Origin of the sequence: Variovorax sp. 679 (assembly GCF_003952185.1) — a bacterium.
GTDB lineage: Bacteria > Pseudomonadota > Gammaproteobacteria > Burkholderiales > Burkholderiaceae_C > Variovorax.
In genome coordinates, this window is record NZ_RXFS01000001.1 from 360274 (window position 1) to 374484 (window position 14211).

Here is a 14211-nt window from a genome sequence, read left to right on the forward strand (position 1 = left end):
CCTCACTCGCCCGGTATGCGGGGCGGGTTCAGCTCCACGCGATGGGCCGCCTTCTTGCGCATGCGGATGTTGAGCATTTCCACGCTCAACGAGAAAGCCATCGCGAAATACACGTATCCCTTGGGCACATGATGGTCGAAGCCCTCGGCGACGAGCACCACGCCCACGACCACCAGGAAGGACAGCGCCAGCATCTTGATGGTGGGATGGGCGGAGACGAAGCGGCCGATCGGGCCGGCGAACAGCATCATCAGCAGCACCGAGACGATCACCGCCGCGATCATGACGCGCACGTCGTCCACCATGCCCACGGCGGTGATGATCGAGTCGAGCGAGAACACCAGGTCGATGATCATGATCTGCAGGATCACCGATGAGAAGCTCGCCTTGGCCACGCTCTGCTTCTGCTCGTGCTCGCCCTCCAGCGACTGGTGCACTTCGCTCGTGCTCTTCCAGATCAGGAACAGCCCGCCCAGGATGAGGATCAGGTCGCGGCCCGAGATCGCCTGGTTGAACACGGTGAAGAGCGGCGCCACGAGGCCGACGATCCACGCGAGCACCAGCAGCAGGCCGATGCGCATGAACATGGCCATGAAGAGGCCAATGCGCCGCGCGAACTCCCGCTGGGCCAGCGGCAGCTTGTCGACCAGGATCGAGATGAAGATGATGTTGTCGATCCCGAGGACCAGCTCCAGCGCGGTCAGAGTGGCGAAGGCGATCCAGACCTGGGGGTCGGTAAGAAGTTCGAGCATGGGCGCGGCTGTGTTGCGTCAACGCGCGGTCGGCGACCGCGGCGGGCGAGCGCATCTTAAAGGTGGGCGCGCGCGGAACGCCAGCGCCCCCTCGGCCCATGGGCCCATGGGCCCATGAGCGGTTACTCGCTCAGCGGGCGAAGAGCGAATCCAGGTTCGCGAACGACTTCATCTCGATGGCGTTGCCGGAAGGATCCATGAAGAACATCGTCGCCTGCTCTCCGGGCTCGCCCTTGAAGCGGATGTACGGCTCGATGACGAATTCGGTGCCGCGCGCCACGAGCTTGTCGGCCATGGCCTGCCATTGCGCCATGGGGACGATCGCGCCGAAGTGGCGCACCGGTACGTCGTGGCCGTCGACCGGGCTGCTCTGGCGATGCCCGCATTCTTCGGGCGCCAGGTGCGCCACGATCTGGTGGCCGTAGAAATCGAAGTCGACCCATTCGGGCGCGCTGCGGCCCTCGGGGCATCCCAGCAGGCCGCCGTAGAAGGCGCGCGCCTCGGCGATGTCGCGCACGGGGAACGCGAGGTGAAAGGGAATGCGGGGGGTTGCGTTGCTCATGAAGCTTTCCATCAGGGGCAGGGATGGATGCGACTTTAGGCAGCGCATTTCACAATCGAAAGCGATATATTTTTCCGCTGAGCAACACGGATTTCGATCAATCGATCACTTGATTCGATGCGAGGCAGCTGCCGGGCAGGCCGGCGCCAACGCCCCGCCACGGCAACCTCATGGCGACGCACGAAGCGAAGGTGCCTGGTCCGACCTGCAGTTCGTCGGCCAATCCGCGCCAGTCCAGTTCACCGTGCAATCCGCCTCATGGTCGATCACCTGGCAAAGACCTTCCGTGCTTTTTGCACCCGCTACCGAGTAGGTCCCATCCCGCTCGCTGATGACCGCCTTGGCCTGTTCCCTGGTGAAGCCGAATGCACCGGGAGCTCCGTTCGCGACGCGGGCCGTCAGGTTGCATGCGAGCAAGGTGATCGAGTGCAGGGCGACACCGGCACTCAGACGCCCCGACGCCTTGGAGATTCGCAGCACGTCCCGGCTCGAGGGGAAATCCAGCGCCACGTCAGTACGGCCCGAGCGCCGCACTGTCGAATTCGCCGCGTTGGAGAACACCCGGACGAACCCCAGGGCCTCGTCGTCCTGCATGACCCGGATGATCGGGGGATTCTTCCTCTGCATCACGACTTCTCCCGGGTTCTCGTGCTGCAGCTTTCGCAGCCACGTCCAGCCGCTCACCGGCGACGTGTTGAAGGCGTATGCGATCTTCACGTCCTTGCTGATGTATGCGGCCAGTTGCGCCATGCTGCCCCCCAGGGAATGTCCGGCCGTGTAGATCTCGACACCCGGGGCTTCCGCTTTCAACTCCTCGATGACCTCCTTCAACCCGGCCCTGGCCTGCATGAACTGCTGTGGTTCGAGATTCAGCGCCATCGCCAGGTTCGCCTCCCAATCGGGCAGGAACTGGCCGCTGTAGTTCTCGGTCCCGCGGAAGACGATGAACGCCTGCGTGATCGCCCCGCCCGGGAGGCGATGGACGAAGGTCTCGTAGTACAGACCTCCCACGGCCTTGCAGCCGACTCCCGAGGGCTTCCAACGCTCCCAATTGCCGGCATCGGCGGAGGAAACCGTCTTGAGCCGCTCCAGCGGATGAAGGTCCGGCTTGTAGACGCAGTCGCCCCGGTTGGCCTCGGGTGCGTACCGCCGGTAGACCACCTTGCTCAGCACCGCGGGCCACGCGACCTGGCCGAGCACTTCGGCCGCGGAGGTTGCCTGCGCCATTTCCTCAGGCGTCCACGGCTTGCGCACTGCGATGGAGGGCGGCGAACCGTCCATCGCCGGTTTCCGGACCTGATCGCCGCCCGCGCCCTCTAGCTGGCGGCTTGAAGAGGAGATCACCGCGCTGTAGCAGTCGGACGCGTCGGCATCCCGGTAGCGATGATCCAGAACGTGCCGTTTTTCAGGTGAAGAGCTGCTGCGGCACTCCTGCGCCTCGCGCCTCATCTCTTCGGCCATCTCGGCGCGGTAGAGCTTCGCCTCGCGGCTGACGGAGAAGAGACCGCAGCCTCCCAATACGGCACAGAAAAGCAGCGCCGCCATGCCCCGGGCGGCACGACCCCAGTTTTCTCTTTTCATCTCCAGCTCCAAGTGTGTGCCGCAGCATAGCGGCGCGCTGCGCCTCGCGGGATCAAGGTCTGCCCTGACGGCATCGACGCGCCTCGGCCCCATCCGGCACCACTGCAACCGCGGTGCATCAGGGAATCCACGGATATATGATTCCTCGGATGGCCTTGATTGAGATCAATTTTTGTATACAAATAACGCATCCGAAAAGCCGGCGCGAAATTTGCGTCAAAAAGAGTCCCAATCCAACTCCACTCGAAAGAGGAAAGACCATGAGCACAGTCGTCAGCCACGCCCCCGCCGGGGCAAGCGAAGCCGGCAATGCGCCGCACGCGGAATCGAACGCCCTCATCAAGCCCGGCTACCACCCGCGCCTGACCAATGAAGACCTCGCTCCGCTGAAGAAGCAGACCTGGGGCCAATACAACATCTTTGCGTTCTGGATGTCCGACGTGCATAGCGTGGGCGGCTACATCACGGCCGGCAGCCTGTTCGCGCTGGGCCTGTCGAGCTGGCAGGTGCTGGTGTCGCTGCTGGTGGGCATCGTGATCGTGCAGATCTTCTGCAACCTGGTGGCCAAGCCCAGCCAGGTGACGGGCGTGCCCTACCCCGTGGTGTGCCGCGCGCCCTTCGGCGTGCTGGGCGCGAACATCCCGGCCATCATCCGCGGGCTGATCGCCGTGGCCTGGTACGGCGTGCAGACCTACCTCGCTTCCGCCGCCTTCATGGTGCTGGCGCTGCACATGGCGCCGGGCCTCGCGCCGTATGCCGAGGTCTCGAAGCACGGCTTCGCGGGCCTGTCCGCCCTCGGCTGGGTCGCGTTCATGGTCATGTGGGTGCTGCAGGCCTTCGTGTTCTGGCACGGCATGGACGCCATCCGCAAGTTCATCGACTGGGCCGGCCCGGCGGTGTACGTGGTCATGGCCATCCTGTGCGGCTGGCTGGTGTGGAAGGCCGGCTGGAGCAAGATCGACCTGAACCTGGGCGGCATCAAGTTCCAGGGCTGGGACGCGCTGCCCGTGATGCTCTCGGCCATCGCGCTGGTGGTGAGCTACTTCAGCGGCCCGATGCTCAACTTCGGCGACTTCTCGCGCTACGGCAAGAGCTTCGAGGCGGTGAAGAAGGGCAACTTCTGGGGCCTGCCGGTGAACTTCGTGTTCTTCTCGCTGCTGACCGTCATCACCACCGCCGCCACGCTGCCCGTTTTTGGTGAACTCATCACCGATCCGGTGCACACCGTGGGCAAGATCGACAGCACCACCGCCGTCGTGCTGGGCGCGCTGACCTTCATGATCGCCACCATCGGCATCAACATCGTCGCCAACTTCGTCTCGCCGGCCTTCGACTTCTCGAACGTGGCGCCCCAGCACATCAGCTGGCGCACGGGCGGCATGATCGCCGCGGTGGGCTCGGTGTTCCTCACGCCCTGGAACCTCTACAACAGCCCCGAGGTCATCCACTACACGCTCGACGTGCTGGGCTCGTTCATCGGCCCGCTGTTCGGCATTCTCATTGCCGACTACTACATCGTGCGCAAGCAGCGCATCGACGTGGACGCGCTCTACAGCATGAGTCCCAAGGGCGAATACTGGTACAGCGGCGGCTACAACCCGAAGGCGATCCAGGCACTGGTGCCGGCGGCCATCGTGCCGATCCTGTGCGTGATGGTGCCGACGCTGCGCGGCGCCGCCAACTATGCGTGGTTCATCGGCATGGGCCTGGGCTTCATCATCTACGCCGTGCTGAACCGCAACGACAAGACTTGAACTTCTGAAGAGAGAAAGGGACCGCGCCGTGCGCATCAAGATCATCAATCCCAACACCACCTGGAGCATGACCGAGAAGATCGGTGCATGCGCCCGCGCGGTGGCGCACGCCGGCACCGAGATCGTCGCCGTGAGCCCGGCCATGGGGCCGGTCTCCATCGAGAGCCACTACGACGAGGCGCTGGCCGTGCCGGGGTTGCTGCAGGAGATCGCGGCGGGCGAGCGCGAAGGCATCGACGGCTACGTGATCGCCTGCTTCGGCGATCCGGGCCTGAAGGCCGCGCGCGAGCTGGCACGCGGCCCCGTCGTGGGCATCGCCGAGGCGGCGATGCACCTGGCCAGCATGATCGGCAGCCGCTTCAGCGTGGTGACCACGCTGGGCCGCACCATCGGGCAGGCCTGGCACCTGGCCGAGATCTACGGCATGGAGCGCTTCTGCGCCAACGTGCGCGCCTGCGAGCTGCCGGTGCTCGAACTGGAGGAGCCCGGCTCGCGTGCGCGCGAGCGCATCGTCGAAGAGTGCCGGCGCGCGCTCGAGGAAGAAGGCTCCGACTGCATCGTGCTCGGCTGCGCCGGCATGACCGACCTGTGCGAACACATCGAGGGCGTGCTCGGCGTGCCCGTGATCGACGGCGTGGCCGCCGGCACCAAGCTCATCGAGTCGCTGGTGGGCCTGAAGCTTCGCACCAGCAAGCGCGGCGAGCTGGCAAAGCCCCTGCCCAAGCCCATCCTTGGTGCGCTCGAGGGCTTCACCCTCAAGTCCTAGGCTCGCCCCCAGGCTGCGCGCACTGCGTGTCGCTACGCCAGCCCCCTACCGGGGGGCAACACCTGCGGCCCGGCAAAGCCGGTTCCGCGGTGTTCCTGAAAAGCTCGCCCGGGCCCCTTGCTCCACTGCTAAGCCACAATCAGTGCATGCCCCGCGCCAGTTCCAAATCATCCGCCCTTTCCGCAGCCCCCGTCGCCGCACCGACAGAGAACGGTGCAGCGCCGGTTGACAAGAACAGTTCCATCGAGAGCATCGCCAACGACATCGCCACCGCGATCGTCGAGAAGCGCCTGCCGCCCGGCACCTGGCTGCGCGAGGAGGCGCTGGGCCGGGTGTATTCGGTGAGCCGCACCAAGGTGCGCGCCGCGCTGCTGATGCTGTCGAAGGACAAGCTCATCGAGATGATTCCCGACAAGGGCGCCTTCGTGAGCCAGCCATCGGTGGAAGAAGCCCGCGAGGTGTTCGCGGTGCGCCGCATCCTCGAGAGCGAGGTGGTGCGCCTTTTCATCGCCTCCGCCCGGCCGCGCGACTACCAGGTACTGGAACAGCACATCAAGTTCGAGCGCGCAGCACTGCGCCAGACCACCACCACGGGCACGGTGCGCGAGAAGCTGCTGGGCGACTTCCACGTGGCGCTGGCCGAGGCCACGGGCAACCGCACGCTGGCCGAGCTGGTGCGCGAACTGGTGGCGCGCAGCTCGCTGATCGCCATGCTGTACCACTCGTCCAACGACCCGCACTGCTCGTCGGACGAGCACTCCGATTTCCTGCGCCTGTGCCGCAAGGGCGACGTCGAAGCCGCCGTGACGAGCATGATCGACCACCTGGAGCGCATCGAGGCCAGCCTCGAGCTCGGCACCGACAAGCCCGACCGGCAGCTCGACCTGGTCAAGGCGCTGCTGGCCTGACATGCGCAGGAACCTCGGCCTCGCGCTGCGCCAGATGCGGCTGCTGCGCGGCATCAAGCAGACGCATTTCGCGCAGCTGATGGGCGTGAATCAGGCGACGGTGTCGCGCTGGGAACGCGGGCAGCTCGCGCTTTCCGCGGCGCAGCAGGCCATGGCGCACCGGCTGCTCGCGGCGGCCTGCGATTCGACTCAGGACGCCGCACTGAAGCGGCTGGTCGAATCTTCCACGCGCAAGGTGCATCTGGTCTGCGACCGGACGCACCGGTTGCTGGCGGCCTCGCCGTCGCGCCAGGCCGAATGGCGTGCAGACGCCGCCGAATTCATGGGCCGGTCGCTGATCGGCTATGCCTCCAGGGAAATCCTCGAGGCCGAAGCCACTCTCGAAGGACTGGGCTGGCACGCGGGCGAGCTCTCGTCGCTCGAAGTTGCGACCGGGGCCAATGCCGACCGGATCGTCCCGATCCTGCCCGGGCGCGTGCTGTGGGAGCGCATCGCGCTGGCCGACGGCAGCGCGGGGCGCATCGTCACCACGATCGCCTGATCCCTCAGCCCTCGAGGGCCGATGTTGCTTGTTGTCACACAAGCGCATCATGTTGTAGGTCAAATGGTCTACGCGCGTGTCCTTTCGCGCGAGCACCGCCGACGAACAACCTCCACAGCATGTCCCGGCAATACGGCCTAGCGACCCCCACCGTCCCCCACGCGGCAATCACGCCGTTCTTCCAGCCCATCGTGGACCTGCGCCAGGGCACGGTCTTCGGCCACGAGGCGCTGATCCGCGACACCGCGGACAGCACGCCGCACAGCCCCCAGGCCCTGCTCGCCCTGGCGGCGGTCGAATCGCGGCTGACCGGCTTCGAGCTGCAGTGCGTGGAGGTCATCCTGGCTCAATGGGGCCGGCTGGCCAAGCCGGGCCGGCTCTTCGTGAACATGAGTGCCGACACACTGATCGCGGCCATGGGCTTCGCGAACGGGGCATGCCCGCTGGAACGCATGCTGGCGCAGCACGGTATCGCGATACGCGACGTGACGGTGGAGCTCACCGAGCAACGCGCCGCCGGCGACGCCGAGGCGCTGCGGCAGGCGGTCAACGCCCTGCATGCCATGGGAGCGCGCCTGGCGCTCGACGACTTCGGCGAAGGCCACTCGAACCTCAGGCGCTGGAAAGAGCTCCGGCCCGACTTCGTGAAGATCGACAAGCTGCTGACGCAGGGCGTCGCGAGCAGTCCGCTGAGCGTGGAGCTGGTGCGCGCCATCGTCGGCCTAGGCGGCGCACTGGGCACCCAGCTCGTGGCCGAAGGCGTGGAAGACGCGCAAGACCTGCGCGTGCTGCGCGACCTGGGCATCGCCTATGGCCAGGGCTACCTGTTCGGCCATCCGTCGCCCGCGCTGCTGCCGAAGCTGCCCGAGCACGCCGCGGCCGTCATCCGCGACACCCGCATCGCGGTGATGCCGCACGCGTCGCAGCCCGCGCAGCCCGACGTGCTGCGCAGCCTCTCCGTCATACAGGCGCCGGCGCTGCATCCGATGACGCCGATCGACGAGGTCTCCAACATCTTCCAGAAGCACCCCGAGCTGCACGCGCTGGCCGTGGTCGACCAGGGACGCCCGGTGGCGCTCATCAACCGGCAGTCGTTCATGAACGACTACGCGCGGCTGTACTTCCGCGAGGTGCACGGCCGGCGGCCCTGCCTGTCCTACGGCGGCGCCAGCCCGCGCATCGTGGAGCGCGAGGACAACGTCGAGAGCCTGCTCGCCATCCTGATGTCGGAAGACCAGCGCTACCTGAGCGAAGGCTTCATCGTGACCGAGAAGAAGCGCTACGTGGGGCTGGGCACCGGCGACCAGCTCGTGCGCGCCGTCACCGAGGCGCGCATCGAGGCCGCGCGACATGCCAATCCGCTGACCTTCCTGCCGGGGAACATTCCCATCAACATCCACGTCGCACGCCTGCTCGACAGCGGTGCCGAGTTCGTCGCGAGCTACGCCGACCTGAACAACTTCAAGGTCTTCAACGACCACTACGGCTACCGGCGCGGCGACGAAATGATCCTGCTGCTCGCGCGCCTCGCGGTGCGGCATGCGGACCCGCACCGCGACTTCGTCGGGCACATCGGCGGGGACGACTTCCTCATCATGTTCCAGAGCCGCAACTGGCTGCAGCGCTGCACCGACCTCATCGGAGACTTCAACCGCCAGGCGCTCGATCTCTACGACGAGGCGGCGCGGCGGGCCGGCGGCGTGGAAGGCGAGGACCGGCACGGCGTGGTCCGGTTCACGCCCTGCGCGACGCTTTCCATCGGCGCGGTGCGCGTCGCGCCGGGCATGTTCAGCCATGCGGAAGACGTGGCCGGCGAAGCGGCCATCGCGAAACACGACGCCAAGCTGGCCGCCTCCGGCCTCACGGTGCGCGAGGCAAGGGCACGAGCCTGACGCACAAGCCTGACGCATAACTTATGCGTGGACGGCCCCGGCCACCGGCGATAGTCTCGCGGCCATGACCATCCTGATCACCGGCAGCGCCGGCCACCTCGGCGAGGCCCTGATGCGCACCCTGCGCGCAACCTCGCAAGACGCCCGCGGCATCGACATCATTTCCTCCGGCTTCACCGACCGCGCCGGCACCATCACCGACCGGGCCTTCGTGCGCGATTGCATGAAAGGCGTGCGCACCGTCATCCACGCGGCCACGCTGCACAAGCCGCATGTGGCGACGCACAGCCTGCAGGAGTTCGTCGACACCAACATCACGGGCACGCTGGTGCTGCTCGAGGAAGCTGTGGCGGCCGGCGTCGAATCCTTCGTCTTCACGAGCACGACCAGCACCTTCGGCTCTGCGCTGACGCCCGCCGAGGGCACGCCGGCCGCATGGATCACGGAAGACGTCGTGCCCGTTCCCAAGAACATCTACGGCGTGACGAAGACATCGGCCGAGAGCCTGTGCGAGCTGTTCCACCGCAGGCAGCGCCTGCCCGTGGTGGTGCTGAAGACCTCGCGCTTCTTTCCCGAGGAAGACGACGATGCCGCCGCGCGCAGCCTCCATTCGCTGGACAACGCGCAGGCCAACGAGCTGCTGCATCGACGCGCCGACATTGAGGACGTGGTCGAGGCGCACCTGCTGGCGGCCCGGCGGGCGCCTCGCATCGGCTTCGGTTGCTACATCGTCTCGGCCACCTCACCGTTCACGCGCGATGACCTGCCGATGCTGCGCGAGAGCGCACCCGCCGTGTTGCGCCGCCTGTTCCCCGAGGCCGAGGCGCTCTACGCGAAGCGGGGATGGAAGCCGCCCGCCCGCCTCGATCGCGTCTACGTGAACGCCCTCGCGCGGCGCGATCTCGGATGGCAACCACGCCACGACTTCGCGCATGTGCTGAACTGCCTGCGCGATGGCCGCGACTTCCGCAGCCAGCTCGCGCGCGACGTGGGCAGCAAGGGCTACCACGCCGAAGCTTTCGACGAAGGCCCGTATCCCGTAGCCTGATAGGCCCTTCACCGGATTCGGGTTTTCCTGAGTCCGGATTGTTGCATAAGTTGTATACAGTTTGGCGTACACAAACAGGGTGTGCGCATGCCAAGCCGTGTCGCCCGCCTCCCCTCGATCACTCTCTCGCCGCAGCAGGAGACACACGATGACGGCCGACAGCTCCCCTTCAACAGTCCATCCCGTTGACCAGCGTTTGCCCACGGGCAAGCTCGCGGCCCTCGGCCTTCAGCACGTGCTGGTGATGTATGCGGGTGCCGTCGCGGTGCCGCTGATCGTCGGGCGCGCGCTCAAGCTCAGCCCCGACGAGGTCGCGCTGCTGATCTCGGCCGACCTGTTCTGCTGCGGCATCGCCACGCTGATCCAGGCGCTGGGCGCCACGCAGTTCTTCGGCATCAAGCTGCCGGTGATGATGGGCGTGACCTTCGCCTCCGTCGCGCCGATGGTCGCCATCGCCAACGCCAACCCTGGCCAGAACGGCGCGCAGCTGCTGTTCGGCGCCATCATCGGCGCGGGGGTGGTGTCGATCATCATCGCGCCGCTGGTCAGCCGAATGCTGCGCTTCTTCCCGCCCGTGGTCACCGGCACCATCATCGCGGTCATCGGCATCAGCCTGATGCGCGTGGGCATCAACTGGATCTTCGGCAACCCCGTGGGCCCGACCGCCCCCGCGCTGGTCGACCCGGTGTATGCGAAGTGGCTCGCCGAGGTGACCTCGCCCGGCAGCTCCATTCCCGCCGTGCCCAAGGGCTTCGCGATCATGCCCACCGTGCCCAATCCCAAGTACGCCGACCTTTCGGGCTTCGGCGTGGCCGCCCTGGTACTGGTGTCGATCCTGCTGATCGTGAAATACGCCAAGGGCTTCGTCGCCAACATCTCGGTGCTGCTGGGCATCGTGATCGGTGCCGTCGTGGCCTCGGTCACCGGCCTCATGACCTACGAGAAAGTGGGCAAGGCTGCGTGGGTCGACATCGTGCTGCCCTTCCACTTCGGCATGCCGCAGTTCGACCCCATCCTGATCCTCACGATGACGCTCATCATGATCGTGGTGATGATCGAATCCACCGGCATGTTCCTCGCGCTCGGCGAAATGACCGACCGCAAGATCAGCCAGAAGGACCTGGCCCGCGGCCTGCGCACCGACGGCCTGGGCACGCTGATCGGTGGCATCTTCAACACCTTCCCGTACACCAGCTTCTCGCAGAACGTGGGCCTCGTGGCCGTCACCGGCATCAAGAGCCGCTATGTCTGCGTGGCCGGCGGCATCATCCTGATCGTGCTGGGCCTGCTGCCGAAGATGGCGGCGCTGGTCGAGTCGCTGCCCACCGTGGTACTCGGCGGCGCGGGCCTCGTGATGTTCGGCATGGTGGCCGCCACCGGCATTCGCATCCTGTCGGGCGTGGACTTCAAGACCAACCGCCACAACGCGATGATCGTCGCGGTGTCGATCGGCATCGGCATGATTCCGCTGATCGCTCCCAACTTCAAGCAGTGGATGCCGCATGCCATCCACTCGCTGATCGAGTCGGGCATCCTACTGGCGTCGATCGCGGCGGTGCTGCTGAACCTGTTTCTCAACGGCGCGAAGCACGACGAGAACGCGGTCATCGCGGCTGCGAAGCACGCGGACGCGCACTGAACAGGCTTCGCGCACTTCGTGTCGCTTCTCCCCCTTCCGGGGGCAACACCTGCGGCCCGGCAAAGCCGGTTCCGCGGTGTTCCACGAAAAAATCCGATCTTCAGATCATCGCCAACGGCGTTTTGCGCTTCGGCGGCGGATGCAGGCGATCCAGTTCGGCCAGGATCGCCGCATCGAGCTTCAGCGCGGCGGCGGCAAAGTTCTCCTTCAGGTGCGCGCTGCGCACAGCCTTCGGAATCGCGGCCACGCCGGAGCGTGCGATCACCGCGGCCAGCGCAAGCTGCGCGGCGGTCACGCCCAGCCGGGCGGCCAGATCGGCCAACCCGTCGTCTTCGGCCAACGCGCCCTGGTCGATCGGGCTGTAGGCCATCAAGGGCATGCCGCGCTCCCGCTGCCACGGCAGCAGGCTGAACTCGGGACCGCGCTCGCCGAGCGACAGGTACACCTGGTTGGCCGCGCAAACCGGTCCGTCGCCCGTCGCCTGCACCAGCTCTTCCATGTCGTCGGTATCGAAGTTGCTGACGCCCCAGTGGCCGATGCGGCCGTCCGCTACCAGCGAGTGCATCGCCGCCACCGTCTCGCGTAGCGGGTGATTGCCGCGCCAGTGCAGCAGGTAGAGATCGACGGCGTCGAGCCCGAGCCGCTTCAGGCTGCGCTCGCAAGCATCGCGCGTACCCTTGCGGCTGGCGTTGTGCGGATAGACCTTGCTGACGATGAAGAGCTCTTCGCGCCGCACGTCGCCCGCGCGCAGGGCCTCGCCGATGGCCTGGCCGAGCACGGTTTCCGCGCCGCCCTCGCCGTACATCTCGGCGGTGTCGATGAGGCGGTAGCCAAGCACGATGGCTTCGCGCACCGCCTTGACCTCGGCGGCACGACGGCTCGCGTCCTCGCCCATGCGCCATGTACCGAGACCAAGAACCGGCATCTCGCCGCCGGAAGGAAGTTGGAGTGTTCGCATCGGGCCATCCTAAGATGGATGCGCCCGCTTGTCAGCCTGCCGATAGCGGCAGCCACACGGTGGCGCACAAGCCGCGCCCTTCTTCTCCATCGGCCAGCTCGATGCGGCCGCCGTGCTTCTCCAGCACCGACCTGACGATGGCCAGCCCGAGCCCGCTGCCCGACTGCGTCTGGTCCGGGTTGCGGAAGAAGCGGTCGAACACCCGTTCGCGCAGCGCAGGTGGAATGCCCGGGCCCTGGTCTGTCACGCGCAGCACGGCATCGGACGATTCGCGCCCCACGCGCACCTTCACCAAACCGCCATCCGGGCTGTACTTGATGGCGTTCTCCACCAGGTTGCTCACCATCGAGATCAGGCTCTCGCGCTCGCCATGCACCTGGAGCGGCGCCGCCTCTTCCGAGGCGAAGTCCAGCGAGATGCCGCGCGCCCGGGCCAGCGCCTCGACGAGCTGGACGCGCTCCCGCACCAGCGCATCGAAGGCGAGCGTCGCGGGCGAGCCGTCCTGCGGCATCTCGTCGCTGCGCATCAGCTGCTGCAGCTGCCCCACCAGCCGCGCGGCGCGGTCGTTGCTGCGCAGCACATGGGCCATGAGCTCGCGCTGGCCCGGGTCGGCGGTCTGGTCCTTCAGCACCTCCACGTTGGCACGCATTGCGTCGAGCGGTGTGCGCAGCTCGTTCGCCGCGTCGGCGATCAATCCGCGCTCGCGCGATGCCCGATCGCGCACGCCGCGCAGCAGGCCGTTGATGCTGCTCACCAGCGGCAGCAGCTCCTTGTGCGGCGGCTCGAAGGTCAGCGGCGAGAGGTCGGCCGGGCCGCGCTCGGCGGTCTCCTTCGTCACCTGCCGCCAGGGCCGCAGCGCGAGCATCACCGACAGCCATGCGGGAAAGATGAGAAACGGCAGGCTGATGGCCAGCGGCAGCAGGTAATAGCTGTGGTGCTCGATGGTGAAGTTCAGGCGCAGCACGTCCGGCTCCGCCAGCAGCACGCGCGTGTCCAGCAGCGGCGAAACCATCGTGCGCGCGCGCCACACACGCTCGCCGGCACGCACGTTCTCGACCTGCCCCGGCACCGCCGTGTGCATGACCGGCGCAGTCGCCGAGGAGTTGTAGATGAGCCGCCCGAGCTGCCACACCTGCAGGACGGGCGCCTTGTCCTGCTCGGACTTGAAGTCGCTCGATGTTTCCAGCAGCGCCATGTCGAAGGCCTTCAACGTCTGCTGCTGGCGGTCCGGATGGGTGGCGAGGTTCTGCGCGCAGGCCATGATGCTGTCGAACAGCCTGTCGTAGCGCACGAGCTCCGGCATGCGGTTGGAGTCGTACAGGAAGAATGCCAGCGTGGCGCCCCACAGCAGTCCGACCACCGCGATCTGCGCCAGCAGCAGGCGCCGCACAAGCGAGGGCTGGAGCCACCGTTTCAGGCGCCGGACGAGCGCCTTCGCGACAACGGACAAAGAGTTCATGGGCCTCCGGGCGAGCGGTCTCTTCGGAGCGCATCGCGATGCGCGCGGAGTATCCGGCACGCCCGTGATTCGCGCTTCAGAAAGCCTTCATGAAGAAGGCGCAAGGCCCCTCGATCGCTGGCCTCCGAATGCCCCTTGCCTTCTAATTTTTAGAACTCAAAGGCAGTTTCGTGACAAGAATTCGGTCCACTTCATAGAGAAACGCACTTTCACTGCCTTCTTATTTTGTCAAGTCAAACTGGGTGCGAACCCCCTCTTCGGGCCCGGTTCTCGCTTCTAGAATTTTTTGGCAGCAAGGCGTCACAAGCGCGGAGCTCCCCCGAACGAAACGAACTTGGAACAGGTTGAGTC

12 protein-coding genes are annotated in these 14211 nt (G+C 66.5%); 7 read left to right on the plus strand and 5 right to left on the minus strand.

The annotated features are described in order from the left end of the window. Positions 1–2: 2 nt before the first annotated feature. The 3 genes from EJO71_RS01675 to EJO71_RS01685 form a co-directional block, all read right to left on the minus strand. On the minus strand, positions 3–752 hold the full coding sequence (locus EJO71_RS01675) for a TerC family protein (protein ID WP_125947103.1): 750 nt from the start codon (positions 750–752) through the stop codon (positions 3–5). A gap of 130 nt (positions 753–882) precedes the next feature. Then, positions 883–1314, minus strand: coding sequence for a VOC family protein (locus EJO71_RS01680; RefSeq protein ID WP_125947102.1), 432 nt, complete (start codon positions 1312–1314; stop codon positions 883–885). Positions 1315–1482: 168 nt separating this feature from the next. Continuing rightward, positions 1483–2895, minus strand: a complete 1413-nt coding sequence (locus EJO71_RS01685; RefSeq protein WP_164546727.1) for a DUF6792 domain-containing protein — start codon at positions 2893–2895, stop codon at positions 1483–1485. Between the two features lie 260 nt (positions 2896–3155). Here EJO71_RS01685 and EJO71_RS01690 point away from each other — a divergent pair, with 260 nt between their 5' ends. From EJO71_RS01690 to EJO71_RS01720, 7 genes are all read left to right on the plus strand, one after another. Beyond that, positions 3156–4649: an NCS1 family nucleobase:cation symporter-1 gene (locus EJO71_RS01690; protein ID WP_125947100.1), complete on the plus strand. Its 1494-nt coding sequence runs from the start codon at positions 3156–3158 to the stop codon at positions 4647–4649. A 28-nt stretch (positions 4650–4677) separates the two neighbouring features. Continuing rightward, entirely contained in the window at positions 4678–5415 is a 738-nt protein-coding gene (locus EJO71_RS01695) for an aspartate/glutamate racemase family protein (protein WP_125947099.1), read from the plus strand. A 146-nt stretch (positions 5416–5561) separates the two neighbouring features. Next, entirely contained in the window at positions 5562–6323 is a 762-nt protein-coding gene (locus EJO71_RS01700; protein WP_125947098.1) for a GntR family transcriptional regulator, read from the plus strand. 1 nt (position 6324) lies between these two features. Next, complete coding sequence (locus EJO71_RS01705) at positions 6325–6864, plus strand: helix-turn-helix transcriptional regulator (protein ID WP_125947097.1); 540 nt, start codon at positions 6325–6327, stop codon at positions 6862–6864. Positions 6865–6983: 119 nt separating this feature from the next. Then, on the plus strand, positions 6984–8756 hold the full coding sequence (locus tag EJO71_RS01710; RefSeq protein WP_125947096.1) for an EAL domain-containing protein: 1773 nt from the start codon (positions 6984–6986) through the stop codon (positions 8754–8756). A gap of 64 nt (positions 8757–8820) precedes the next feature. Continuing rightward, positions 8821–9804: an NAD(P)-dependent oxidoreductase gene (locus EJO71_RS01715; protein WP_125947095.1), complete on the plus strand. Its 984-nt coding sequence runs from the start codon at positions 8821–8823 to the stop codon at positions 9802–9804. 148 nt (positions 9805–9952) lie between these two features. Continuing rightward, positions 9953–11443, plus strand: coding sequence for a nucleobase:cation symporter-2 family protein (locus EJO71_RS01720; protein WP_125947094.1), 1491 nt, complete (start codon positions 9953–9955; stop codon positions 11441–11443). Between the two features lie 100 nt (positions 11444–11543). Here EJO71_RS01720 and EJO71_RS01725 read toward each other — a convergent pair whose 3' ends face one another. Together EJO71_RS01725 and EJO71_RS01730 are read right to left on the minus strand one after the other, a co-directional pair. After that, the gene (locus tag EJO71_RS01725) at positions 11544–12401 is read right to left on the minus strand and encodes an aldo/keto reductase (protein ID WP_125947093.1); all 858 of its coding nucleotides are present in this window, start codon (positions 12399–12401) and stop codon (positions 11544–11546) included. A 31-nt stretch (positions 12402–12432) separates the two neighbouring features. Next, positions 12433–13860 carry a HAMP domain-containing sensor histidine kinase gene (locus EJO71_RS01730; RefSeq protein WP_125947092.1) on the minus strand — a complete coding sequence of 476 codons (1428 nt, stop codon included), beginning with the start codon at positions 13858–13860 and terminating at the stop codon, positions 12433–12435. Between the last annotated feature and the right edge of the window lie 351 nt (positions 13861–14211).

Bases quoted from the DNA above. Each gene is read 5' to 3' on its own strand.
- EJO71_RS01675 (WP_125947103.1), bottom strand. From the start codon at position 752: ATGCTCGAACTTCTTACCGACCCCCAGGTCTGGATCGCCTTCGCCACT.
- EJO71_RS01680 (WP_125947102.1), bottom strand. From the start codon at position 1,314: ATGAGCAACGCAACCCCCCGCATTCCCTTTCACCTCGCGTTCCCCGTG.
- EJO71_RS01685 (WP_164546727.1), bottom strand. From the start codon at position 2,895: ATGAAAAGAGAAAACTGGGGTCGTGCCGCCCGGGGCATGGCGGCGCTG.
- EJO71_RS01690 (WP_125947100.1), top strand. From the start codon at position 3,156: ATGAGCACAGTCGTCAGCCACGCCCCCGCCGGGGCAAGCGAAGCCGGC.
- EJO71_RS01700 (WP_125947098.1), top strand. From the start codon at position 5,562: ATGCCCCGCGCCAGTTCCAAATCATCCGCCCTTTCCGCAGCCCCCGTC.
- EJO71_RS01705 (WP_125947097.1), top strand. From the start codon at position 6,325: ATGCGCAGGAACCTCGGCCTCGCGCTGCGCCAGATGCGGCTGCTGCGC.
- EJO71_RS01710 (WP_125947096.1), top strand. From the start codon at position 6,984: ATGTCCCGGCAATACGGCCTAGCGACCCCCACCGTCCCCCACGCGGCA.
- EJO71_RS01715 (WP_125947095.1), top strand. From the start codon at position 8,821: ATGACCATCCTGATCACCGGCAGCGCCGGCCACCTCGGCGAGGCCCTG.
- EJO71_RS01720 (WP_125947094.1), top strand. From the start codon at position 9,953: ATGACGGCCGACAGCTCCCCTTCAACAGTCCATCCCGTTGACCAGCGT.
- EJO71_RS01725 (WP_125947093.1), bottom strand. From the start codon at position 12,401: ATGCGAACACTCCAACTTCCTTCCGGCGGCGAGATGCCGGTTCTTGGT.
- EJO71_RS01730 (WP_125947092.1), bottom strand. From the start codon at position 13,860: ATGAACTCTTTGTCCGTTGTCGCGAAGGCGCTCGTCCGGCGCCTGAAA.